The sequence below is a fragment of the Leisingera sp. UBA4491 genome, from assembly GCF_002388965.1.
Lineage (GTDB): Bacteria > Pseudomonadota > Alphaproteobacteria > Rhodobacterales > Rhodobacteraceae > Leisingera > Leisingera aquaemixtae.
Genome location: NZ_DGNN01000013.1, coordinates 20,887 through 41,837, shown reverse-complemented (window position 1 = coordinate 41,837; position 20,951 = coordinate 20,887). Strand labels below are relative to the sequence as shown.

Sequence of the window (20,951 nt, the reverse complement as noted above, 5' to 3'; positions counted from 1 at the left end):
TCCATGACCGGGTCCGGGAAACCCCCAGAGAAACCTACCGTTACCATTACCTACTGCACCGGCTGCAACTGGCTGCTGCGGGCCGGCTGGATGGCGCAGGAGCTGCTGCAGACCTTCCAGGGCACCTTGGGCGGGGTGACACTGGTTCCCGGAGACACGGGCGGGATCTTCGAAATCCATGTTGACAAGGAACTGGTCTGGGACCGCAAGCGGGACGGCGGCTTTCCGGATGCGAAAGAGCTGAAGACCCGCGTGCGCGACCGGATTGACCCGGACCGGGATCTGGGCCATCTCGACCGGCCTGCACCTTGAAACCCGGCAGTTTTTCGCCTTCGGCGAGGATATTTGAAGGCCAGAAGAAGAATGAAACCAGATCCAGCCCCCGGAGGGCAGCGCCGCAACCGGGGGGCTTCTCCTGGCGCGGTCATCGGCGTCCCCGCCTGTACCGCGCAACCAGCGTTGCCGCTTCTGGTTAATAAAACCATGTGCTTCTTCTGGCTGAAAATATCCCCGCCGGAGGCTTCCGAACTCTCAACCAGCGGAACCGCTATAGTATGACACGCGACCTTTCCCGCCTTTTCCGTCCCAAATCCATAGCTGTGATCGGCGGCGGCGCGTGGTGCCGCCTGGTGATTGAGCAGTGCCGGAAGATGGGGTTCGACGGCGCCATCTGGCCGGTCCATCCCAAGGCCGAAGACGTCGCGGGCCTGCCTGCCTTCAAGGACGCGGACAGCCTGCCGGAGGCGCCGGACGCGGCCTTTATCGGGGTGAACCGCTTTGCCACAATCGAAGTGGTACGGGCGCTGTCGGCCCGCGGCGCCGGCGGGGCGGTGTGCTTTGCGTCCGGCTTTCTGGAGGCCGCGGCCGAGGACGCTGAAGGCGCGAACCTGCAGGCGCAGCTTCTGGACGCGGCGGGGGAGATGCCGTTTCTCGGTCCCAATTGCTATGGCTTCATCAACTATCTGGACGGTGCGTTGTTGTGGCCGGACCAGCATGGCGGGCAGCGGGCGGAGAAAGGCGTGGCCCTGGTCACCCAAAGCTCCAACATCGCCATCAACCTTACCATGCAGAAGCGCGGGCTGCCGCTGGCCTATGTGGTCACCGCTGGCAACCAGGCGCAGTCGGGTATTGCCGCCATTGGCGAGGCGCTGCTGGAAGACGACCGCGTCACTGCGCTGGGTCTGCATATCGAGGGCTTTGGCGATCTGCGTGCGTTTGAGGCGCTGGCTGCCCGCGCCCGCGAGCTGGGTAAGCCGATTGTCGCACTGAAGGTCGGCAAATCGGCTGAGGCCCGGGCTGCAACGGTTTCCCATACCGCCTCGCTTGCGGGCGGTGATGCGGGGGCGGGGGCTTTGCTCGCTCGCCTCGGCATTCCGCGTCTCGAGGATCTGCCATCTTTTCTGGAGACCTTGAAGCTGCTGCATGTGACGGGGCGGCTGCCTTCGAACCGCATCGCGACAATCAGCTGCTCTGGCGGGGAGGCCAGCCTGGCGGCGGACACCGGCCACCCCCGCAACGTCGTGTTTCCGCCCCTGAATGACCGCCAGAAAACCGACCTGCGCAACGCGCTTGGGCCGATGGTGGCATTGGCGAACCCGCTCGACTACCACACTTATATCTGGCGCGACAGCGAGGCGATGACCAAAGCCTTCTCGGCCATGATGGATCCGCAGCTGGCGATGACCATGCTGATCGTCGACTTCCCGCGCGAGGACCGCTGCGATGCATCGGACTGGGAGTGCACCATTCAGGCCGCCATCGGTTCGCGCGAGCGGACCGGGGCCAATGTCGGCCTCGTCGCCACTCTGCCGGAACTGCTGCCGGAGGCCGTGGCGGCCCGGCTGATGGAAGCAGGCGTAGTGCCTTTCTGCGGCCTGAGCGAAGCGATTGCCGCCTGTGAGGCCGCCAGCCTGCCGCTGCCGGAAACACCTGTGCCGCTGCTGCTGCCGACGCCGGCTGTAGAGCCGGATCTGGTGCCCGAAGCCGATGCCAAGTGGCAACTGGCAAGCTACGGGTTGCGTGTTCCCCGGTCCAAACGGGCGGCCTCTGCCACCAATGCCCGTGCGGTGGCGGTCGATGTCGGCTTCCCGGTGGTGCTGAAGGGCGAAGGCGTCGCGCACAAGACTGAAGCGGGGGCTGTGGTGCTGAACCTGAACTCCGGCCAGGAAGTGAGCGATGCCGCCTTCAGCATGCCCGCGTCGCGCTTTCTTGTCGAGGAAATGGTTGCCGGCGCGGTGGCCGAGCTGCTGATCGGCGTGGTCAAGGACCCGGCGCATGGCTTTGTCATGACGCTGGCGGCGGGCGGCACTTTGACTGAGCTGATGGAGGACAGCGCGTCCTTCCTTCTGCCCGCTTCCGATGCGGACATCGAAGCGGCGCTCCAGTCGCTGCGCATCGCAAAACTGCTGGATGGCTACCGCGGCGCCCCGGCGGCAGACCGCGAGGCGATCCTGCGTGCCGTCCGCGCCGTCGAAGCCTATGTCATGGAAAACGCGCTGGGGCTGGAGGAGATCGAGATCAACCCGCTTTTGTGCACGCCGGCGGATGCGGTGGCCGCAGACGCGCTGATGCGGCGGAAATACTAGGGCTTTGGCCCGGAAACAGAACGGCATGTCCCATGCCAGGAGGAGATGAGATGAGCGACAGCCCCGAGAACAGCCCCGTGAAAACCCGCCGTGACGGCGCCATTCTGGAAGTGACCCTGGACCGGCCCAAGGCCAATGCCATTGATCTGAAAACCAGCCGGGTGATGGGCGAGGTGTTCCGCGATTTCCGCGATGATCCGGAACTGCGCGTGGCGATCCTGACCGGCGGCGGCGAAAAGTTCTTTTGCCCGGGCTGGGACCTGAAGGCAGCGGCTGACGGTGATGCGGTGGATGGCGATTACGGCGTCGGCGGTTTTGGCGGGCTGCAGGAGCTGCGCGATATGAACAAGCCGGTGATTGCCGCTGTGAACGGGATCGCCTGCGGCGGCGGGCTGGAGCTGGCGCTGTCGGCCGACATGATCATCGCTGCCGATCACGCCACCTTTGCGCTGCCGGAAATCCGCTCCGGCACCGTTGCGGATGCGGCCAGCGTGAAACTCCCCAAACGCATCCCCTATCACATCGCCATGGAGCTACTGCTGACCGGGCGCTGGTTCGATGCCGAAGAGGCCAACCGCTGGGGCCTGGTGAATGAGATCGTGGCGGCGGATCAGCTGATGGACCGCGCCTGGGAGCTGGCGCGGCTGCTCGCCTCCGGCCCGCCGCTGGTGTATGCGGCGATCAAGGAGATCGTGCGCGATGCCGAGGACAGCAAGTTCCAGGACGCGATGAACCGGATCACCCGGAGGCAGCTGAAAACCGTGGACGTGCTCTATGGTTCCGAGGACAACCTGGAAGGCGCCCGCGCCTTCGCTGAAAAGCGCGATCCGGTCTGGAAGGGGCGCTGACGCGGTACTCCCGCCAGTTGCGGGACATCTGAAGATGCCCCTGCACAGTTGGGCCGGGCGCCGCGCTTGGCGCGGCGCAATCCATTCGCTGAGAAGCTCTTGAGGAGCAGGTCTGCTCCTCAAGCAGCCAGTCCGATTTTGTGATCCGTCAGCACAGCCTCAAGGGCAAGCCGCGCGTGCCGCGCGGAGGCTGCGCCTCCCTTGACCCTGTGCAAACGGCAGGGGCTACACTTTCTGAAACAAGGTGATAAGCGCGGTGTCGTTCTTGTGCGCGCCGGTGGCACCTAGGCCGTAGATCTGCACTTCGGGCAGGGTCAGGTTCCTGATCCATTGCCCGCGCAGCAGCCGGTCGAAGGCGTCAGCAAATCCCGCCTTTTCGTAGAACTTTGCGTTCACCGACAGCGCAAACCAGGCATCGGGCGCGGCCACGCGCAGCAGGGCAGGCAGCACCTCTGGGCCGAGGTGGCCGTGGGTGAAAGTGCCGGAGGACACCACACCGCGGTAGGAACCGCGCGGAACCGGGATGCCCTCCATCAGGTCGGCCTCGATCACGTCGCGGTAGGCGTCCTTGCGCAGGGCTTCGGCCAGCATCGCAGCGCTGATGTCAGTGGCGTCGACGGGTTCGATCCCAAGTGCCCGCAGCGCCTGGCCGCAAAGGCCGGTGCCTGCGCCGGCGTCCAGCACCGGGCCCTCGCCGCCGGCGGCGGCAAAGGCCTTGGCAGTTTGTGCGGGCAGCAGGTAATCCTGACCGGCGGCGAAGTCCTGGTCGTATGTGCCGGCCCAGTCCGCATAGAGCCGCCGTGATTCCTCAGGCGTGCTCAGCGTATAGGCATCGGTCAATCCCGGTGCTTGCTTTTTCATCGGGCCATCAAAGTCGCTTGGGAGATTCGAATCAACCCTTGCACCCCGGCCACCGCCAACGCATCTAGGTGCCATGGGAAGAACACTGCTTTGTCTTGGATTTGGCTATACCGCCCGGGCGCTTGCGCCGCGACTGCAGGCGGACGGCTGGAGGGTTATCGGAACCTCGCGGGATCCCGTGGAGGCCGATGGCGTGGAGATGATCACCTGGCCCGGGCAAGAGGTGCCGCTGGACGGGGTAACGCATATCCTGAATTCGATCGGGCCGAATGCGGAAGGCGACCCGGTGCTGGCGGCGATCGGCAGCAGGATTGCCGCTGCTCCCGGTCTGGAATGGGTGGGCTACCTGTCCACCACCGCGGTTTACGGCCACCACGACGGCGCCTGGGTCGATGAGGACACGCCGGTCACTCCCTCCAGCCAGCGCGGCGACTGGCGGGCCCTGGCGGAGGCGCAATGGCAGGCGATTCCCGGTCTGCCCCTGCATATCTTCCGCCTGGCCGGTATCTATGGCCCCGGCCGCGGCCCCTTTGCCAAGCTGATGGCGGGCAAGGCGCGGCGGATCATCAAGCCGGGGCAGGTGTTTTCCCGCATCCATGTGGACGATATCGCCCAGGTGCTCGCGGCCTCCATCGCGCAGCCTCGGCCGGGGGCGATCTACAACGTCTGCGACGATGATCCGGCCCCGCCGCAGGATGTGCTGGGCCATGCCGCGGAACTGCTGGGTTTGCCCATGCCTGCCGAGGTGCCGTTTGACGAGGCGGGCATGACCCCGATGGCGCGCAGCTTCTATGGTGAGAACAAGCGGGTGCGGAACTGGCGTATCAAGGATGAGCTGGGGGTGGACCTGCTGTATCCGACCTACCGCGAGGGGCTGCGGGCGGTGCTGGAGGCCGAGGACATGGAAAGCTTTGTGCCGCCGGCGGAACCGCCGGGGGTTTAAGGACAAAGGCCGCCTGCACTTGCAGCCCCCGGTCTAAGCCTGCCTACACAGGCTTCCGCCTTGGGATGAAGCCAGTTAGGCCCGCTTTTCGCCAATCGTCGCGACGCCCAGAACCTGCAGCACCTTGGCCTCGATCTGCGGGGCGTTCATCGCGGCCACCTCGTACATGTCCGCCGGGCTGGCCTGGTCGATAAAGGTATCGGGCAACACCATCGAGCGGTACTTGAGCCCGTTGTCAAAAACGCCTTCCTCTGCCAGAAGCTGCGCGACATGCGAGCCGAAACCGCCGACTGCGCCTTCCTCGATGGTGATCAGCGCCTCGTGGTCCGCGGCCAGCTGCAGGATCAGATCGCGGTCCAGCGGCTTGGCAAAGCGGGCGTCGGCGATGGTGGGCGTGATGCCCTTGGCCGCCAGCGCTTCGGCGGCCTTTTTGACCTCGCCCAGCCGGGTACCGAAGGACAAAAGCGCAACGCGCTTGCCCTGCTGGACCATCCTCCCCTTGCCGATTTCCAGTACTTCCGGGGTTTCGGGCATGTCGACACCTTCGCCCTCACCGCGCGGGTAGCGGAAGGCGATGGGGCCGTCGTCATAGGCTGCGGCGGTGGCGACCATATGGGCGAGTTCCGCCTCATCCGCAGCGGCCATCACAACCATGCCCGGCAGGTTGGCCATAAAGGCAATGTCGAAGCTGCCGGCATGGGTGGCGCCATCAGCACCGACCAACCCTGCGCGGTCGATGGCAAAGCGCACCGGCAGGCGCTGGATCGCCACGTCGTGCACGACCTGATCGTAGCCGCGCTGCAGGAAGGTGGAATACATCGCGCAGAACGGCTTCATTCCGCCCGCGGCCAGCGCCGCGGCAAAGGTGACGCCGTGCTGTTCTGCGATGCCCACGTCAAAGCAGCGCGAGGGGTAGCGTTCGGCCATCAGGCTGAGGCCGGTGCCATCTGGCATCGCCGCGGTGACGGCGCAGATCTTGTCGTCCTTGGCGGCCAGCTTGACCAGCTCATTGCCGAAGACCGAAGTGTAGGAGGGCGCGTTGGAGGGCGCCTTTTTCTGCTCGCCAGTCACCATATCGAACTTGGCGGTTGCGTGGCCCTTGTCGCGGGCGCGCTCAGCAGGTCCGTAGCCCTTGCCCTTCTTGGTGAGCACATGGATCAGGATCGGGCCGGTCGCCCGCGCCTTGACGGTGCGCAGGACCGGCAGCAGCTGGTCCATGTCGTGGCCGTCGATGGGGCCGAGGTATGAGAAGCCGAGCGCTTCGAACATCGTGCCGCCGACCGCCATGCCCTTGAGCATATCCTTGGCGCGTTTGGCGCCTTCGCGGAACGGTTCCGGCAACAGCGAGACCGCGCCTTTGGCAGCCGCCTTCAGCTCCTGGAACGGCTCGCCCGCGTAGAGGCGGGACAGATAGGACGACAGCGCGCCCACCGGCGGGGCAATCGACATCTCGTTGTCGTTGAGGATCACGAACAGCCGCTTGCCCAGATGGCCTGCGTTGTTCATCGCCTCAAACGCCATGCCGGCCGACATCGAGCCATCGCCGATCACTGCGATGGCGTCCCCGTTGCCCTCGGGGATCACACCGCCCAGGTCGCGCGCGACGGCAAAGCCAAGCGCGGCACTGATCGAGGTGGAGCTGTGGGCGGCGCCGAACGGGTCATAAGGCGACTCGGAGCGTTTGGTGAAACCGCTGAGCCCGTCCTTCATCCGCAGGGTGCGGATGCGGTCGCGGCGCCCGGTCAGGATCTTGTGCGGGTAGCACTGGTGGGACACGTCCCAGATCACCTTGTCCCGCGGTGTGTCGAATACCGCGTGCAGCGCGGTGGTCAGCTCAACCACGCCAAGGCCCGCGCCCAGATGGCCGCCGGTGACGGAAACCGCGGAAATGGTTTCCTGCCGCAGTTCGTGCGCGACTTGCACCAGCTGCGCATCCGTCAGCCCCTTCAGATCCGCGGGGCGCGTGATCTGATCCAGAAGCGGGGTCTTGGGCCGGTCGGGCATGGTGTCTCCTTGGGCTGCGCCGGGCGGGGTGCCGGGGCGTGGCGCGCGGGGTTAGCTGTCGCGCGCAATAACGAAACGCGCGGCTTCCTTCAAGGTTTCGGCATCCTCACCATAAAGTGAGAGCGCGGCGCAGGCCTCGTCACACAGGGTCTGCGCGCGGGCTTTCGCCTCTGCCAGCCCCAGGAGCGAGACAAAGGTGGCCTTGCCGGCATCTGCGTCCTTGCGCACGGCTTTGCCCACCTTTGCGGCATCCCCTTCCACATCCAAGATGTCGTCGGCGATTTGGAAGGCAAGTCCCAAGGCGCTTGCGTATTGCCTCAACGGTGCCGGGTCTGCCCCGGCCAGAACTGCGCCGGCGGTGGCGGACCATTCAATCAGGCAGCCGGTCTTGCGGCCCTGCAGCCGGGTGATTTGCTCTAGCGTCAGCGGACCATTTGCGGTTTCGGCCGCAATATCAAGCATCTGGCCCGACACCATACCATCCTTGCCGGACGATTGCGCCAGCCCGCGGATCAGAGTCAGCGCATGGGGCCCCACACTGGGATCTGCCAGCAGCTCGAAGGCGAAACTCTGCAGGCTGTCGCCCGCCAGCACCGCCATTGCCTCATCCCATTTCCGGTGCACGGTGGGCTGGCCGCGGCGCAGGTCGTCGTCGTCCATGCAGGGCAGGTCGTCATGCACCAGTGAGTAGGCGTGGATGCATTCGATGGCGAGCGCGGCCTCGATCGCGGCCTCCGCCGGAACACCGTGCAAGCGGGCGCTTTCCAGCACGAGGAATCCGCGCAGCATTTTGCCGCCAGTGATGGCATAGCGCATCGCGGCGTGCAGGTCGTCGCTGCCCGCCAGCCGTGCCTCCATATGCGCGGTGATGCGGGTTTGCGCGTCTTTCAGCGCCTCCGCAAAGGGGCGCGTCCGGGTGTCTGCGGCGGCGCTCATGGCTCAGCCGGCGTCCAGCGGCTGGGTGCCCTTGGGGGTGCCGTTGGCGTCGAGCGTGATGGCGGCCACCTTTTCCTCGGCGCGTTTCAGCTCGTCCTCGCAGCGTTTCTTCAGCGCCGCGCCGCGCTCGTAAAGCGCAATCGACGCATCCAGCGCCACATCGCCGCGCTCCAGCTGGTCCACCACGCCTTCCAGCTCACGCATTGCCTGTTCAAAGCTCATCTGGTCTACGGGGGTCTCAGTCATGCCGGTGCCTTTATCAGTTCTTCCACATGCGCGCGGGTTGCCGCGGCCAGCGCGTTCAGATCATATCCGCCTTCCAAAGTCGAGACGATACGGCCCTGGCACAGCTCACTGGCAAGCTTGCACAGTTCCGCGGTGAGCCAAGCGAAATCCGCGGTGGTCCAGTTGAGGCTGGCAAGAGGATCGTCCTGATGGGCGTCAAAGCCTGCGGAGATGATGATCAGCTCCGGTTTGAAGGCGCGCAGGCGCGGGAAGGCCTGGCCCTCATAGGCTGCCTGCATTTCTGCCCGGCCCGATCCCGGCGCCAGCGGCAGGTTGAGGATCTGGCCATGGGCGCCGTCCTCGTCCGGGCGGCCGGAGCCGGGCCAGAGCGGCATTTGCTGGCTGGTGATCACAAGCGCGCGCGGCTCATCCCACAGCAGGTCCTGGGTGCCGTTGCCGTGATGGACGTCAAAGTCCACCACGGCTACCCGTTTGAGGCCGTGATGGTCCAGCGCGTGCTTGGCGGCCAGCGCCGCATTGCCGAACAGGCAGAAGCCCATTGCAGTGTCTGTTTCCGCGTGATGCCCCGGCGGGCGCACCGCGGCAAAGGCGTTCTGCACCTCGCCGCCCAGCACCATGCCGACGCCGCGCACCACTGCCCCCGCCGCGCGGAAGGCTGCATCCATTGATCCGGGGGACAGGAAGGTGTCGCCGTCAATCTGTGCCCAGCCTTCTGCCGGGGAGGCCCTGCGCAGGTCCGAGAGGTACGACGCGGGGTGGATGCGGAGAATGTCATCCTCCGCGGCCATCGGGGCTGTCACGCGCCTCAGGTCCAGTGGCTCCAGCGCGTGCAGGATGTGCTCCAGCCTGGCAACCCGTTCGGGGTGGCCGTCCGGGGTCACGTGGTTCAGGCAGTCCGCGTGGGTGATCAGAGCGGTTGTCATTCAGCGTTCCTCCTGCGGCCGGGCTTGGCGCGACCCTAGGGGGCGGCGGCCTTTGGCTGCAAGGGGAAACCCGGGGCGCTGCCCCGGACCCCGGGATATTTTGGGCCAGAAGAAGGAACCGGGAATGCGTTAATCCGGTGCCAGCATGTAACCCGCCCCGCGCACCGTCTGCAGATACTGCGGCTGCTTGGGATTCGGCTCGATCTTGCGGCGCAGCCGGGTGATCTGCACGTCCACCGCGCGTTCCTGCGCCTGGCCGCGGTCGCGGCCCAGGTCCTCGACCAGCTTGGTGCGGGAGACCGGCTCGCCGGGCTGGGCCGAGAAGATTTTCATCAGCTGGCTTTCGGTGCCGGTGAGGCGGATCAGCTCATCGCCCTGCCACATCTCGCCGCGCTCGATGTCGTAGCGGATGGCGCCGAGGTGCAGCACCTTGGGCGCGGCCTCCTGCGCCACGGTGTCGGGCATCCGCCGCAATATGGCGTTCACCCGCAGCAGAAGCTCCTTCGGTTCAAAGGGTTTCGGCAGATAATCGTCCGCGCCGGCCTCCAGCCCGGCGATCCGGTCTTCGGTCTCGCCCCTGGCGGTCAGCAGCAGGATCGGGGTGGACATGGTTTCGCGCAGGGATTGGGTCAGCGAGATGCCGTCCTCGCCCGGCATCATCACATCCATGATGATCAGATCGAAATCCAGCCCCGCCAGCACCCGCCGGGCATGGGCCGCATCGCGTGCCGCGGTCACCAAAAAGCCCGAGCGCATCAGGAACTTCTTCAAGAGGCCGCGGATGCGCTCATCATCGTCCACGATCAGCAGATGGGCGTCATGCATGCTCATGCACCCGTTTCGCGCAGCTTGGCATAGGCGCGGCGCATGTCGGCGTCCATCATCGCTTCCAGCACCTTCTTGAAACCCTGCACCGCCTCGGGGCCTGCGTCCTTGTAGGCGGCGCGCATCCGGGCGCGCTGGGCGTCCGACAGGGTGGCCTCCAGCGCGGCGCCCTGATCGGTCAGGTAGAGGTGGCGTTCGCGCTTATCCAGCTCGCCCACCTTGCTTTCGACCAGGCCGTCGCCGATCAGGGTCCGCAGCACCCGGTTCAGAGATTGCTTGGTGACGCCCAGAATACTTAGCAGATTGTTCACCGTGGTGCCGGGCGAGCGGTTGATGAAATGGATCGCGCGGTGGTGCGCCCGGCCGTATGACAGTTCCGCAAGGATCCGGTCCGGATCGGCGGTAAAGCCGCGATAGGCAAAGAACATCGCCTCGATCCCCTGGCGCAGCTGCTCATCTGTCAGAAACAGCAGGCTTTCGCCGCTGTAACCCTGCCCTGTCCGGCCTTCAGGCATTCGGTGCCCCCTCGTTTGTCTTGCCGGTCAGTTTATGTCAGTGTTGTTGACATTCCAAGAGTGAAGATGTATCGAATCCCAGCTTTGACGCAATATTGTGTCCGGACCGGTCGCAGTTTGCGCAATTATCGAAAATCACCGCAGAGTTTCAGGAGGGTGCGGCATGGCTGGTTATGACGACCGCGACGGAGTGATCTGGATGGATGGGGAGCTGGTCGACTGGCGGGATGCCAAGGTGCATATCCTGACCCATGCGATGCATTATGCGTCTTCCGTGTTTGAGGGCGAACGCGCCTATAACGGCAAGATCTTCAAGAGCCGGGAGCATTCCGAGCGGCTGGTCGCCTCGGCCAAGGCGCTGGACATGCCGATGCCCTATACCGTCGACCAGATCGAGGCAGCAAAAGAAGAGACGCTGAAGGCCTCCGGTCTGCAGGACGCCTATGTGCGCGCGCTGGTCTGGCGCGGCGCGGGAGAGGATATGGGGGTCGCCTCGGCCCGCAATCCGGTGCGGATGGCCATCGCGGTCTGGGGCTGGGGCGCCTATTACGGCGATGCCAAGATGCAAGGCGCCAAGCTCGACATCGCGGAGTGGAAGCGGCCCAGCCCGGAGACCATCCCGGTGCATGCCAAGGCGGCGGGCCTTTACATGATCTGCACCATCTCCAAGCACAAGGCCGAGGCCAAGGGCTGCTCGGATGCGCTGTTCATGGACTACCGCGGCTATGTGGCGGAGGCGACCGGCGCCAACATCTTTTTCGTGAAGGATGGCGAGGTGCATACGCCGCTGCCGGATTGCTTCCTGAATGGCCTGACCCGGCAGACCGTGATCCAGATGCTCAAGGACAAGGGCGTCACCGTGCATGAGCGCCACATCATGCCGGAGGAGATGGAAGGCTTTGAGCAGTGCTGGCTGACGGGCACCGCCGCCGAAGTGACCCCGGTCGGGCAGATTGGTGACTATACCTTTGAAGTTGGCGACCTGACCCGCGAGATCGCTGAGGACTACGAGAAGCTGGTCCGGGCGTAAGCGCACTGCAGGTCTGATTGAAAACCCCCGCCCGTGTGGCGGGGGTTTTTCTTTGCGGCTGCGGCCGCAGGCTGCATGTCACAGAACATAGCGTCCTTTGCCATTTTCCTGCACATTTTCCGGGACTGTGCCATAAACGGGGCTATTGCAGAAAAGTCATTCCAGGCCGGCTGCAGGCTCGGCCCGATACGAAGGAGCAGGAACGCGATGGACCTGAGCATTGCCTATGTAAGTTATCTTGAGCTGGTCCTGCGGCTGGTTTGCGCCGCTGCTGCCGGGGCGCTTCTGGGGCTGGACCGGGAGCTGCGGCACCGCAAGGTGGGCATGCGGACCTATATGATCGTTTCGCTTGGGGCGGCAGGTTTCACGCTAATCACCATGGAAATGTCGATGGAGGCGCTGGCGCTTGAAATGGGCGCTGATCCGACCCGGATCATGCAGGGGCTTGTCGGGGCGATCGGCTTTCTCGGTGCCGGGGCGATCATCCAGGGGGATGAGCGGGTCGGGGGCATGGCGACCGCAGCCAGCCTGTGGGTGGCCGGAGGTGTCGGCATGGCCTCGGGACTTGGGTATTATGTCCACGCGGTGCTGCTGGCGCTGGGTGCCGCTGGCATCCTCGCGATGAGCCGTCTGATGACCAACCGCGGCAGAAAGGACCGGCCGGACTTTCACGACTGACTGCGCGCAGGAACGGGTTTCCAGGGCAATGCCGCTCCCCTTGGCCTTGGCAAGGCTGCGTCTGATCGTTCACATTCCCTTGCAGATCGTCCGGGACCATGGACGGCGGATGCCAGACGCCTAACATCAGGGCCATGTTGGACCTGCTCAGCGATATCCTCACCCGGCTGTCCCTCAAGGGGACGCTTTACTTCCGCACCTCCTTCACCCCGCCGTTCGGGATCCAGGTGCCGGACTACGAAAACGTCGCGCGGTTTCATTTTGTGCAGCGGGGCGAGCTGAACGTGCATGTGCCGGCGAGCGGCGAGACGCTGCGGTTGAAGCAGGGCGATCTGGTGCTGATCCCGCATGGCGCGGCCCATATGCTGCTGTGCAACGAGGTGCAGCCGCCGGAGGCGCTGCCGCTGGAGCAGGTGCTGGAGGATGCAGGCTATGACGGCGGCGGGGTGCTGGTTTACGGCGGCGCGGAGGAGGTGCGCGATACCCAGCTGATCTGCGGCCATTTCTCCTTTGCCGCCATGCCGGGGCGGCGCGGTGCCGGGCATATGCTGATCGACCGGCTGCCGCCCTATATCGTGATAGAAAACTACGGCGAGGCTGCCGGAGCCTGGATCGAGGCGACCTTGCGGATGATCGGCTCCGAGGTGGAGGGCGCCCGCATCGGCGGCGACCTGATTTCGCTGAAGCTGTCCGAGGTGCTGTTTGCCCAGGCCATCCGCGCTTATCTGGAGGTTCAGAGCCCCAGTGGATCGGCGCTGGCGGGGTTTGCCGACCCGCGCATCTCGCGGGCGCTGACAGCGTTCCACAAGGCGCCTGCCAAGGAATGGAGCGTCGAGGGCCTGGCGCGGGAGGCAGGCATGTCCCGCACCGCCTTTGCCCAGGAATTTGCGGCCAAGATGGCGGTGACGCCGATGCAATACCTGACTAGCTGGCGGATGCAGATTGCCTGCCAGGGCCTGACAGAGCAGGGGCTGAATGTGGCCGATGCGGCAGAGATTGCCGGCTATGCCTCCGAGGCGGCGTTTTCCCGCGTGTTCCGCAAACAAGTGGGCATGTCACCCGCGGCCTACCGGCAGCAGCATTGCGCGGCCTGAGGTCCCAAACGCCCGTTGTTTGAACGATCTGCAAGGTTTGCCGGAGGGGCTGAAATTCACCGTCCGGACAGTCTGCGCCACTCTGGGGACAGAGCCGCCGAATGGGCGGCCCGAAAACTTCCGGAAAAAGGACCTGACCCATGCCCCTCCGTTTCGTGACCCGTACTATTCATGCCTATCTTGATTATCCGGTGGCCGCCGCCCTGATGGGGCTGCCGTTTCTGTTGGGTCTTGGCGAAAGCAACCCGCTGGCGCTGTGGCTGTCGGTGGCAACCGGCATAGCCGCCTTTGTGCTGACGCTGCTGACCGACCACCACCTCGGCCTGGTCCGGGTGCTGCCCTACAAGCTGCATCTGACCGTTGACCTGATCGTTGGCCTCGCCTTTCTGGCGGCGCCCTTTATCTTCGGTTTTGCCGGGCTGGATTCGGCCTTCTATCTGCTGAACGGGGCAGCCGTTGTTGCGGTGATTTCGCTCAGCGCGCCGGAGGAAGCCGAGGCCGCCTCCGCCTGATGCCTATTGGCGCAGCAGCCAGTCCACCACTGTTTTGGCCCGGCCCTGTGCGCTGGGCCACAGCACGTAAAACCCTTGGTCGCCCAGCCGCGGCGCCTGCCACAGGATGTCCAGCGGCTGATTGCCCAGGAACATCCGCGGCACCAGTGCGATGCCTTGGCCGTTCACGGCCGCATCCATCGCCAGCGCGGTCTGGTTGAATTGCAGAACCCGGCCAGTGGCCGTGAGCCCTTCCTGCCGCAGCAAGAGGTCCCAGTGCCGGTGCCCGTCCTGGATCAGCGTAAGCTGGGCGATTGCCGGCAGATCCAGGGATTCTTCCTTTGTCAGAGCCAGATCCGGGCTCGCGACTGCCACCAGATCCACCAGCGACAGCAGCGCACAGTTCAACCTGCCCTCTTGCGGTTTGCTGCCCTGGCGGACGGCAATGTCGATGCCATCCCGCTTGAAATCAGCCAGGCTTTCCTCCGCAACCACCCGCAGGTCAATGTCGGGATGGCGGGCCTGGAACTCCGGCAGCCGCGGCACCAGCCATTTCGAGGCAAAGGACGGCGGCACCGACAGCGTCACCCGTTGTACAGCGGGGGCCAGCGTGGCGGTCGCGTCGCGGATCAGCGCCAGCGCCTGGCTGACCGGTGCATGGTAGCTGCGCCCGGTGTCGGTCAGGGTCAGCCCGCGGGCATGGCGGTGGAACAGCTTGTGGCCCAGATCCGTCTCCAGCCGGCGCACCTGCTGGGCCACCGCGCCTTGGGTCAGGTGCAGCTCCTCTGCCGCGCGGCCGAAATTCAGGTGGCGGGCGGCGGCGTCGAACATCCGCAGGGCATTGAGGTTGGGCAGGCGCATCAGGTTCCAGCCAGTAGTTTTCCTGCAGTCTGGCGCGATGAGACATGATTGGTCAAGCGGCCGCTGAGCCGCCATTCTGAAGGCCAGCAAAGGAGTATGAACATGACCAAAGTTGCTCTCTTCACCGCCGCAGGCAGCGGCATGGGCGCGGATGCTGCCCGCCACCTTCACGAACAGGGGTATGAGGTTGCGATCCTCTCCTCCTCCGGCAAGGGCGAGGCTTTGGCTGAGGGCCTGGGCGGGGTGGGCCACACCGGCTCCAACCTAAAGCAAAGCGATCTGCAGGCGCTGGTGGACAAGGCGATGGAGCGCTGGGGGCGGATCGACGTGCTGGTGAATTCGGCCGGCCACGGGCCCAAAGGCGATATCATGGAGATCAGCGACGAGGATTGGCATCTGGGGATGGAATACTACCTGATGAACGTGATCCGCCCTTCGCGTCTGGTGGCACCCATCATGGCAGCACAGGGCAATGGTTCGATCATCAACATCTCCACCTTCGCGGTGTTTGAGCCGGATCCGCTGTTCCCGACCTCCGGCGTGTTCCGGGCGGGGCTTGCGAGTTTCACCAAGCTGTTTGCCGACAAGTTCGCGGCCCAGGGCGTGCGGATGAACAATGTGCTGCCGGGCTTCATCGACAGCCTGCCGGAGACTGAGGACCGCAGGGCGCGCATCCCGATGGGCCGTTATGGCACGGCGCGCGAAGTCTCGGCGCTGATTGCCTATCTGGCCTCAGACGATGCCGCCTATACCACCGGCCAGAACATCCGCGTGGACGGTGCGCTGACCCGTGCGGTCTGAGCTGGCCCGCGTGCAGCGCAGGTGAAAACGCAAAAAAAGCGCTGGTTAGAGCCTTGCTAGATGCCCTTTGGATTGCTCGCAGCCCGGGCCTTGCCGCGCTGCAGGCCCAGCCGGTGCTCACGCCAGATCACCAGCACATTGCCGGCAATCACCAGCGCTGCGCCGGCCAGCATCACCAGCGTTGGCCATTCATCGAACCAGAAATAGCCGATCACGATGGCAAAGATCATCGAGGCATAGTCGTAAGGCGCCAGCATGGAGGCCGGGGCAAAGCGGTAGGAGGAGGTGACCAGGATCTGCGCCACCCCGCCGACCAGCCCGGCGCCAACCAGCAGGGCGGCGGTTTGCGCATCCGGCATCACCCAGCCGAAGGGCGCAGTCAGCAGCGCGAGGCCCGAGGCGGTCAGCGAGAAATAGAACACGATGGCCGCGGTATGCTCGGACTGCACCATGCGGCGGATGTGGATCTGCACAAAGCCGCGTGCGACGGTGGCGCCGACCACGAGCAGGACGCCCAGCATGGCGCCATCCTCCAGATCGCCGCCGAGGCGGGGCCAGATCATGATCAGCACGCCCAAGAGGCCGATGGCCACGGCGCTGATCCGCACCATCCGGATGGTCTCTCCCAGAAACAGCGCCGCCAGGATCAGCGTGAAGATCGGCGTGGCATAGCCGATGGCCGTAACCTCCGGCAGCGGCAGCAGCGCCAGTCCCATGAAGGTCATCCCCATCGCCGAGGTTCCGACCAGACCGCGCCACACGTGAAACATCGGTTTCTTCGTGACCAGCCCGTGCCGAAGCTCTCTGCGCGCGGCCAGCCAGATGACGATCACCGGAATGGCAAAGAAGGAGCGGAAGAACACCGCCTCGCCTGCCGGCACGGTCTCAGAGGTGGCTTTGATAATCCCCGACAAGGCGGTGAACAGCGCAATCGCGGTCACCTTCAGCAGGACCGCCAGCACAGGCCGATGCGATGTTAACGATTTCGCCATGGCGCGACCCTGCGCCCAAGCGCCGCAAAGATCAATGGCTTGATTTCGGCAGGTCAAGGCGCGCAAATGGCGCCGCCAGATGAAGGAGCCGCCGATGTATGACGCCAACCACCTGATCCGCCAGCTGCGCGACTCCTCCATAGGGCGCGAGGAGGATGTCTTTGCCCGGCTCCCGGACGGCGGCACGGTCACCTTCGGCGCGCTGTTTGCGGGCGCGGAGCGGATGGCAGCGGCCCTGGCAGCTCAGGGCGTGCAGCCCGGCGACCGGGTGGCGGTGCAGGTCCAGAAAACCATTCAGGCGATTGAGCTATACCTGGGCACTGTCATGGCTGGCGGTATCTTTCTGCCGCTCAACACCGCCTATACCGGGCCGGAGGTGGCTTACTTTGCCGGCGACGCCTCTCCGCGCGTGGTGGTCTGCGACCCGGCCCGGCTGGAGGAAATCACTGCCATCGCCGGAGGGGCGCAGGTTCTGACGCTGGATGCCGCGGAGCAGGGCAGCTTGCGCGATCTGGCGGAGGCTCAGGACGGGTTTGACCCCGTTTCACGTCAGCCAGACGATCTGGCGGCGATCCTCTACACCTCCGGCACCACCGGCCGCTCCAAGGGCGCGATGCTGAGTCATGATAACCTTGCCTCCAACTCGCTGACCCTGCGCGACTGCTGGCGGTTCACCCAGGACGACGTGCTGATCCACGCGCTGCCGATCTTCCACACCCACGGGCTGTTTGTGGCGACCAATGTGGCGCTGTTTGCGGGCGCCCAGGTGGTATTCCTGCCGGGGTTTGATGCGGATGCGATTCTGGAGGCGATGCCCGCGGCCACGGCGCTGATGGGGGTGCCGACCTTCTATACCCGTCTGCTGGCGGATGCGCGGCTGACGCGGGAGCGGGCGGCGAACATGCGCCTGTTCATCTCCGGCTCCGCGCCGCTGCTGGTCGATACCCACGAGCAATGGCAGGCGCGCACCGGCCACCGCATCCTGGAACGCTACGGGATGACCGAAACCAACATGAGCACATCGAACCCCTACGAGGGTGAGCGCCGGGCCGGCACCGTCGGCTTCCCTTTGCCGGGTGTCGAAGCGCGGGTGATGCGGGATGGCGCCGAGGTGCCTGCCGGAGAGATCGGCGTTCTGGAAGTGCGCGGGCCGAACGTGTTTCAGGGCTATTGGCAGATGCCGGAGAAAACCGCCGAGGAACTGAAGCCGGACGGCTGGTTCATCACCGGCGACATGGCGAAGATCGACGCCGATGGCTATGTCACCATCGTCGGGCGCGAGAAGGATCTGATCATCACCGGCGGGTTCAATGTCTATCCCAAGGAGGTTGAAAGCCTGATTGATGATTTGCCCGGCGTGCTGGAAAGCGCGGTCATCGGCGTGCCGCACCCCGACTTCGGCGAGGGTGTGGTGGCCGTAGTGGTGCCGGAGGGGGAGGGCACCAGCGCCGAGGCGATCAAGACCGCGCTCTCCGGCCAGCTTGCCAAATTCAAGCAGCCCAAGGAGATCATTCTGCTGGACGCCCTGCCGCGCAACACCATGGGCAAGGTGCAGAAGAAAGCCCTGCGCGAAGCATACGCAGGGCTGTTTGCCTAATCTTTGCTCCACCCGGCCGAGAGGCCGGGCTGCGCCCGCCCAGGCAGGCACAGCCCTCAGGTCTTAGTGTGTATGAGCCGCCGCGTGCGCCTCTTCCTGGCGCCATTCCCGCACCGCCTGCGCCAGGATCTGAAAGGCGGAGTTCAGGAACAGACCGCCCATGATGCCGGCCACGATCAGGTCAGGCCAGCCTGTCGCGGTGCCCCAGACGCCAAGTGCTGCAATCATCACCGCCACATTGCCAATCGCGTCATTGCGCGAGCACAGCCAGACCGAGCGCACATTGGCGTCTCCGTCCTTGTAACGGGCCAGCAGCAGCACCGAGATCAGGTTCGCCGCCAGCGCCATGAAACCGATCAGTCCCATGATCTGCGCCTGCGGCACGCCGACGTAAAACACCTGATAGACGGTGGAGCCGAACACCCACAGCCCCATCAGCAGCAGGCTGATACCCTTGCCGAGCGCCGCCAGCGCCCGGGTGCGCAAGGTCGCTCCGATCACCGCCAGCGAAATGCCATAGGTCAGCGCGTCGCCCAGAAAGTCCAGCGCGTCCGCCTTCAGCGCCTGGCTGCCGGACAGCTGGCCCGCGCCCATTTCCACCGCGAACATGCCGGCATTGATGGCGATCACCACCCACAGCCTGCGTTTGTAGTCGTCTGAGACCCCGTCGAATTTTGCGTCGTGATTGCAGCAGCCTGCCATTGCTCTTGTCCTCATTTCCGATTCGGGATCAATGTAGGGCCTCTAGTCACTAGAGCTTCAAGAGGTTTTGCAAATGTTTTCCATTGGCCAGCTGTCCAAGGCCACCGGCGTGAAGGTGCCCACCATCCGCTATTACGAGGAGATCGGGCTGCTGCCGCCGCCGGGCCGCAATGCCGGCAACCAGCGCCGCTACGGTCAGGACGGGATGGATGCGCTGGGTTTCATCAAACATGCGCGCGACCTCGGGTTCCCGCTGGAGGACATCAAGGTGATGATGTCGATTGAGGGGCAGCTGGGCGAGGATTGCTCAGAAGTTCACCGGATCGCCGAGGCCCAGCTGAGCGCAGTGCGCGCGCGGATTTCCCGGCTGGAGCAGCTGGCAGGAGAGCTGGAGCGCATCACCCATCTGTGCGGCCACGGGCAGGGCGGCGAATGCAAGGTGCTGGCGGCGCTGGGGGATCACGGGCAATGTGAAGGCGAGCATTCCTGAACGGCCAAGGGCGAAGCTGCCACAGCACGCTTCACCCTTGGAAATAGGACTAAGCCCTTCTTAGGGTCTGATATTCAGCCGATATGGCCCTGGTTTTCACCGATCTGGCCGCGGTGCAGCAGCAGGTGGTCCAGGATCACGCAGGCCATCATCGCCTCGGCCACCGGCACCGCGCGGATGCCGACGCAGGGGTCGTGGCGGCCCTTGGTGATCACCTCGGTGGCGGAGCCATCCTTGCGGATCGACTTGCGCGGGGTGAGGATCGAAGAGGTCGGCTTCACCGCAAACCGCACCACCACGTCCTGCCCGGTGGAGATCCCGCCCAGGATGCCGCCGGCGTGGTTGGAGGAATACTCCGGACCTTTGGCGCCCATGAAAATCTCATCGGCGTTTTCCGAGCCCTTGAGGCGGGCGGCGTTCATGCCTTCGCCGATCTCGACGCCTTTGACCGCGTTGATTGACATCATCGCGGCGGCCAGATCAGTGTCCAGCTTGCCATAAACCGGCGCGCCGATGCCTGCGGGGACGCCGCGGGCGACCACCTCCACCACCGCGCCAACCGAGTCATGTGCCTTGCGCAGCGCCTGCAGGTAGTCTTCCCACTCCTGCACTGCGCCGGCATCGGGGATCCAGAAATCATTCTGCTCGATCGCGTCCCAGTCAAAGCGGCTGCGGTCGATCTCCAGCGCGCCCATTTGGGTCATGTAGCCCTTGATCTCCAGCCCCGGCACCAGCGCCTTGATTGCTTCACGTGCAACACCGCCCGCGGCAACCCGCGCCGCGGTCTCGCGCGCCGAGGAGCGGCCGCCGCCGCGGTAGTCGCGGTTGCCGTATTTCTGGAAATAGGTGATGTCGGCATGGCCCGGACGGAAGGTCTGGGAAATCTCGCCGTAATCCTTGGACCGCTGGTCGGTGTTTTCGATCATCAGCTGTACGGGCGTGCCGGTGGTCATGCCGTCGAACACGCCGGACAGGATCTTCACCGCGTCCGGCTCATTGCGCTGGGTGGTGTTCTTGTTCTGGCCGGGGCGGCGCTTGTCGAGCCACTGCTGCAGCATTTCCGGCTCCAGCGGCACATTCGGCGGGCAGCCGTCGACGGTGGCGCCAAGCGCGGGCCCGTGGCTTTCGCCCCAGGTGGTGACGCGGAAGAGGTGTCCAAAGCTGTTCATCGACATGAGGCGCGGTCTCCTTTGCGGGACGTGCTTAGCGGGCAGGGGCCTGTGTCTCAAGAGGGTTTCTCTGCGGCAAACGGGGCAAGGGGGCGCTGCCCCCGCCGCCTGCGGCGGCTCCCCCGGGATATTTCCTGCCAGAAGAACTGGGGGCCGGCGCTGGCAGCGGTCCAGTTTGCCTGAAGCATAGGTCCTGGCCGGGCTTTGGCTTGTCATTGCTGCGCTCCGGGCCTAAGGTCCGCGCCACCTCGGGGTGCGCTGCGGCGCTGAGATGACACCCGTTGAACCTGAACCGGATCACACCGGCGGAGGGAAGGTACTGGACAGCCTCCACCCTTGCCCAAAGCCGCAAAGGAGGAT

General features: G+C 65.1%; 22 protein-coding genes and 1 riboswitch. Of the genes, 11 read left to right on the top strand and 11 right to left on the bottom strand.

What is annotated here, in order from left to right; all coding sequences use genetic code 11:
- Nucleotides 1–3: 3 nt before the first annotated feature.
- The 3 genes from B2P87_RS06065 (at nucleotide 4) to B2P87_RS06055 (ending at nucleotide 3,433) form a co-directional block, all read left to right on the top strand.
- The gene (locus B2P87_RS06065; RefSeq protein ID WP_141891709.1) at nucleotides 4–312 is read left to right on the top strand and encodes a SelT/SelW/SelH family protein; all 309 of its coding nucleotides are present in this window, start codon (nucleotides 4–6) and stop codon (nucleotides 310–312) included.
- Nucleotides 313–554: 242 nt separating this feature from the next.
- Nucleotides 555–2,585 carry an acetate--CoA ligase family protein gene (locus tag B2P87_RS06060; RefSeq protein WP_141891710.1) on the top strand — a complete coding sequence of 677 codons (2,031 nt, stop codon included), beginning with the start codon at nucleotides 555–557 and terminating at the stop codon, nucleotides 2,583–2,585.
- Nucleotides 2,586–2,635: 50 nt separating this feature from the next.
- Nucleotides 2,636–3,433 carry a carnitinyl-CoA dehydratase gene (locus B2P87_RS06055; protein WP_141891711.1) on the top strand — a complete coding sequence of 266 codons (798 nt, stop codon included), beginning with the start codon at nucleotides 2,636–2,638 and terminating at the stop codon, nucleotides 3,431–3,433.
- Between the two features lie 225 nt (nucleotides 3,434–3,658).
- Here the strand turns inward: B2P87_RS06055 and B2P87_RS06050 are convergent, their stop codons facing one another.
- On the bottom strand, nucleotides 3,659–4,294 hold the full coding sequence (locus B2P87_RS06050; protein ID WP_141891712.1) for a class I SAM-dependent DNA methyltransferase: 636 nt from the start codon (nucleotides 4,292–4,294) through the stop codon (nucleotides 3,659–3,661).
- A gap of 73 nt (nucleotides 4,295–4,367) precedes the next feature.
- Between B2P87_RS06050 and B2P87_RS06045 the strand changes: the two genes are divergently transcribed.
- Entirely contained in the window at nucleotides 4,368–5,237 is an 870-nt protein-coding gene (locus B2P87_RS06045; RefSeq protein WP_141891713.1) for an SDR family oxidoreductase, read from the top strand.
- A gap of 75 nt (nucleotides 5,238–5,312) precedes the next feature.
- Here B2P87_RS06045 and dxs read toward each other — a convergent pair whose 3' ends face one another.
- From dxs to B2P87_RS06015, 6 genes are all read right to left on the bottom strand, one after another.
- Nucleotides 5,313–7,241 (bottom strand): 1-deoxy-D-xylulose-5-phosphate synthase, encoded by a 1,929-nt coding sequence (gene dxs, locus B2P87_RS06040; protein WP_141891714.1) that lies wholly within the window; start codon nucleotides 7,239–7,241, stop codon nucleotides 5,313–5,315.
- Nucleotides 7,242–7,292: 51 nt separating this feature from the next.
- Nucleotides 7,293–8,177, bottom strand: a complete 885-nt coding sequence (locus B2P87_RS06035) for a polyprenyl synthetase family protein (protein WP_141891715.1) — start codon at nucleotides 8,175–8,177, stop codon at nucleotides 7,293–7,295.
- A 3-nt stretch (nucleotides 8,178–8,180) separates the two neighbouring features.
- Nucleotides 8,181–8,423, bottom strand: coding sequence for an exodeoxyribonuclease VII small subunit (locus tag B2P87_RS06030; protein WP_019297546.1), 243 nt, complete (start codon nucleotides 8,421–8,423; stop codon nucleotides 8,181–8,183).
- Nucleotides 8,420–9,346, bottom strand: coding sequence for a histone deacetylase family protein (locus tag B2P87_RS06025; RefSeq protein ID WP_141891716.1), 927 nt, complete (start codon nucleotides 9,344–9,346; stop codon nucleotides 8,420–8,422). The genes B2P87_RS06030 and B2P87_RS06025 overlap by 4 nt, the downstream gene beginning before the upstream one ends.
- A 129-nt stretch (nucleotides 9,347–9,475) precedes the next feature.
- Complete coding sequence (locus B2P87_RS06020; RefSeq protein WP_141891717.1) at nucleotides 9,476–10,177, bottom strand: response regulator; 702 nt, start codon at nucleotides 10,175–10,177, stop codon at nucleotides 9,476–9,478.
- Complete coding sequence (locus tag B2P87_RS06015) at nucleotides 10,174–10,686, bottom strand: MarR family winged helix-turn-helix transcriptional regulator (protein WP_058287434.1); 513 nt, start codon at nucleotides 10,684–10,686, stop codon at nucleotides 10,174–10,176. Before B2P87_RS06015 ends, B2P87_RS06020 begins: the two co-directional genes overlap by 4 nt.
- 163 nt (nucleotides 10,687–10,849) lie before the next feature.
- Between B2P87_RS06015 and B2P87_RS06010 the strand changes: the two genes are divergently transcribed.
- From B2P87_RS06010 to B2P87_RS05995, 4 genes are all read left to right on the top strand, one after another.
- On the top strand, nucleotides 10,850–11,716 hold the full coding sequence (locus tag B2P87_RS06010; RefSeq protein WP_141891719.1) for a branched-chain amino acid aminotransferase: 867 nt from the start codon (nucleotides 10,850–10,852) through the stop codon (nucleotides 11,714–11,716).
- 207 nt (nucleotides 11,717–11,923) lie between these two features.
- On the top strand, nucleotides 11,924–12,394 hold the full coding sequence (locus tag B2P87_RS06005) for an MgtC/SapB family protein (protein WP_008557545.1): 471 nt from the start codon (nucleotides 11,924–11,926) through the stop codon (nucleotides 12,392–12,394).
- Between the two features lie 134 nt (nucleotides 12,395–12,528).
- A complete protein-coding gene (locus B2P87_RS06000) occupies nucleotides 12,529–13,488 on the top strand; it encodes an AraC family transcriptional regulator (protein ID WP_141891720.1) in 960 nt (319 codons plus the stop codon).
- 140 nt (nucleotides 13,489–13,628) lie between these two features.
- Nucleotides 13,629–14,000 carry an SPW repeat domain-containing protein gene (locus tag B2P87_RS05995; RefSeq protein WP_141891721.1) on the top strand — a complete coding sequence of 124 codons (372 nt, stop codon included), beginning with the start codon at nucleotides 13,629–13,631 and terminating at the stop codon, nucleotides 13,998–14,000.
- A gap of 3 nt (nucleotides 14,001–14,003) precedes the next feature.
- Here B2P87_RS05995 and B2P87_RS05990 read toward each other — a convergent pair whose 3' ends face one another.
- Nucleotides 14,004–14,840, bottom strand: coding sequence for a LysR substrate-binding domain-containing protein (locus B2P87_RS05990; RefSeq protein ID WP_141891722.1), 837 nt, complete (start codon nucleotides 14,838–14,840; stop codon nucleotides 14,004–14,006).
- 96 nt (nucleotides 14,841–14,936) lie between these two features.
- Between B2P87_RS05990 and B2P87_RS05985 the strand changes: the two genes are divergently transcribed.
- A complete protein-coding gene (locus tag B2P87_RS05985) occupies nucleotides 14,937–15,641 on the top strand; it encodes an SDR family oxidoreductase (RefSeq protein ID WP_141891724.1) in 705 nt (234 codons plus the stop codon).
- Nucleotides 15,642–15,697: 56 nt separating this feature from the next.
- On the opposite strand, the gene B2P87_RS05980 is transcribed toward B2P87_RS05985, so the two are convergent.
- Nucleotides 15,698–16,633 (bottom strand): DMT family transporter, encoded by a 936-nt coding sequence (locus B2P87_RS05980; protein WP_141891725.1) that lies wholly within the window; start codon nucleotides 16,631–16,633, stop codon nucleotides 15,698–15,700.
- 94 nt (nucleotides 16,634–16,727) lie between these two features.
- Here B2P87_RS05980 and B2P87_RS05975 point away from each other — a divergent pair, with 94 nt between their 5' ends.
- A complete protein-coding gene (locus tag B2P87_RS05975) occupies nucleotides 16,728–18,230 on the top strand; it encodes a malonate--CoA ligase (protein WP_141891726.1) in 1,503 nt (500 codons plus the stop codon).
- Nucleotides 18,231–18,293: 63 nt separating this feature from the next.
- On the opposite strand, the gene B2P87_RS05970 is transcribed toward B2P87_RS05975, so the two are convergent.
- Nucleotides 18,294–18,932, bottom strand: a complete 639-nt coding sequence (locus tag B2P87_RS05970; RefSeq protein ID WP_058287443.1) for a cation transporter — start codon at nucleotides 18,930–18,932, stop codon at nucleotides 18,294–18,296.
- A gap of 73 nt (nucleotides 18,933–19,005) precedes the next feature.
- Here B2P87_RS05970 and B2P87_RS05965 point away from each other — a divergent pair, with 73 nt between their 5' ends.
- Entirely contained in the window at nucleotides 19,006–19,422 is a 417-nt protein-coding gene (locus B2P87_RS05965) for a MerR family transcriptional regulator (RefSeq protein WP_058287444.1), read from the top strand.
- A 74-nt stretch (nucleotides 19,423–19,496) separates the two neighbouring features.
- Here B2P87_RS05965 and aroC read toward each other — a convergent pair whose 3' ends face one another.
- Nucleotides 19,497–20,597, bottom strand: coding sequence for a chorismate synthase (gene aroC / locus B2P87_RS05960; RefSeq protein ID WP_141891728.1), 1,101 nt, complete (start codon nucleotides 20,595–20,597; stop codon nucleotides 19,497–19,499).
- Nucleotides 20,598–20,830: 233 nt separating this feature from the next.
- Nucleotides 20,831–20,922: riboswitch (TPP riboswitch) on the top strand.
- Nucleotides 20,923–20,951: the final 29 nt, after the last annotated feature.

Coding starts and splice junctions, on each gene's coding strand:
- B2P87_RS06065 (WP_141891709.1), top strand. CDS start 4: ATGACCGGGTCCGGGAAACCCCCAGAGAAACCTACCGTTACCATTACC.
- B2P87_RS06060 (WP_141891710.1), top strand. CDS start 555: ATGACACGCGACCTTTCCCGCCTTTTCCGTCCCAAATCCATAGCTGTG.
- B2P87_RS06055 (WP_141891711.1), top strand. CDS start 2,636: ATGAGCGACAGCCCCGAGAACAGCCCCGTGAAAACCCGCCGTGACGGC.
- B2P87_RS06050 (WP_141891712.1), bottom strand. CDS start 4,294: ATGAAAAAGCAAGCACCGGGATTGACCGATGCCTATACGCTGAGCACG.
- B2P87_RS06045 (WP_141891713.1), top strand. CDS start 4,368: ATGGGAAGAACACTGCTTTGTCTTGGATTTGGCTATACCGCCCGGGCG.
- dxs (WP_141891714.1), bottom strand. CDS start 7,241: ATGCCCGACCGGCCCAAGACCCCGCTTCTGGATCAGATCACGCGCCCC.
- B2P87_RS06035 (WP_141891715.1), bottom strand. CDS start 8,177: ATGAGCGCCGCCGCAGACACCCGGACGCGCCCCTTTGCGGAGGCGCTG.
- B2P87_RS06030 (WP_019297546.1), bottom strand. CDS start 8,423: ATGACTGAGACCCCCGTAGACCAGATGAGCTTTGAACAGGCAATGCGT.
- B2P87_RS06025 (WP_141891716.1), bottom strand. CDS start 9,346: ATGACAACCGCTCTGATCACCCACGCGGACTGCCTGAACCACGTGACC.
- B2P87_RS06020 (WP_141891717.1), bottom strand. CDS start 10,177: ATGAGCATGCATGACGCCCATCTGCTGATCGTGGACGATGATGAGCGC.
- B2P87_RS06015 (WP_058287434.1), bottom strand. CDS start 10,686: ATGCCTGAAGGCCGGACAGGGCAGGGTTACAGCGGCGAAAGCCTGCTG.
- B2P87_RS06010 (WP_141891719.1), top strand. CDS start 10,850: ATGGCTGGTTATGACGACCGCGACGGAGTGATCTGGATGGATGGGGAG.
- B2P87_RS06005 (WP_008557545.1), top strand. CDS start 11,924: ATGGACCTGAGCATTGCCTATGTAAGTTATCTTGAGCTGGTCCTGCGG.
- B2P87_RS06000 (WP_141891720.1), top strand. CDS start 12,529: ATGTTGGACCTGCTCAGCGATATCCTCACCCGGCTGTCCCTCAAGGGG.
- B2P87_RS05995 (WP_141891721.1), top strand. CDS start 13,629: ATGCCCCTCCGTTTCGTGACCCGTACTATTCATGCCTATCTTGATTAT.
- B2P87_RS05990 (WP_141891722.1), bottom strand. CDS start 14,840: ATGCGCCTGCCCAACCTCAATGCCCTGCGGATGTTCGACGCCGCCGCC.
- B2P87_RS05985 (WP_141891724.1), top strand. CDS start 14,937: ATGAACATGACCAAAGTTGCTCTCTTCACCGCCGCAGGCAGCGGCATG.
- B2P87_RS05980 (WP_141891725.1), bottom strand. CDS start 16,633: ATGGCGAAATCGTTAACATCGCATCGGCCTGTGCTGGCGGTCCTGCTG.
- B2P87_RS05975 (WP_141891726.1), top strand. CDS start 16,728: ATGTATGACGCCAACCACCTGATCCGCCAGCTGCGCGACTCCTCCATA.
- B2P87_RS05970 (WP_058287443.1), bottom strand. CDS start 18,932: ATGGCAGGCTGCTGCAATCACGACGCAAAATTCGACGGGGTCTCAGAC.
- B2P87_RS05965 (WP_058287444.1), top strand. CDS start 19,006: ATGTTTTCCATTGGCCAGCTGTCCAAGGCCACCGGCGTGAAGGTGCCC.
- aroC (WP_141891728.1), bottom strand. CDS start 20,597: ATGTCGATGAACAGCTTTGGACACCTCTTCCGCGTCACCACCTGGGGC.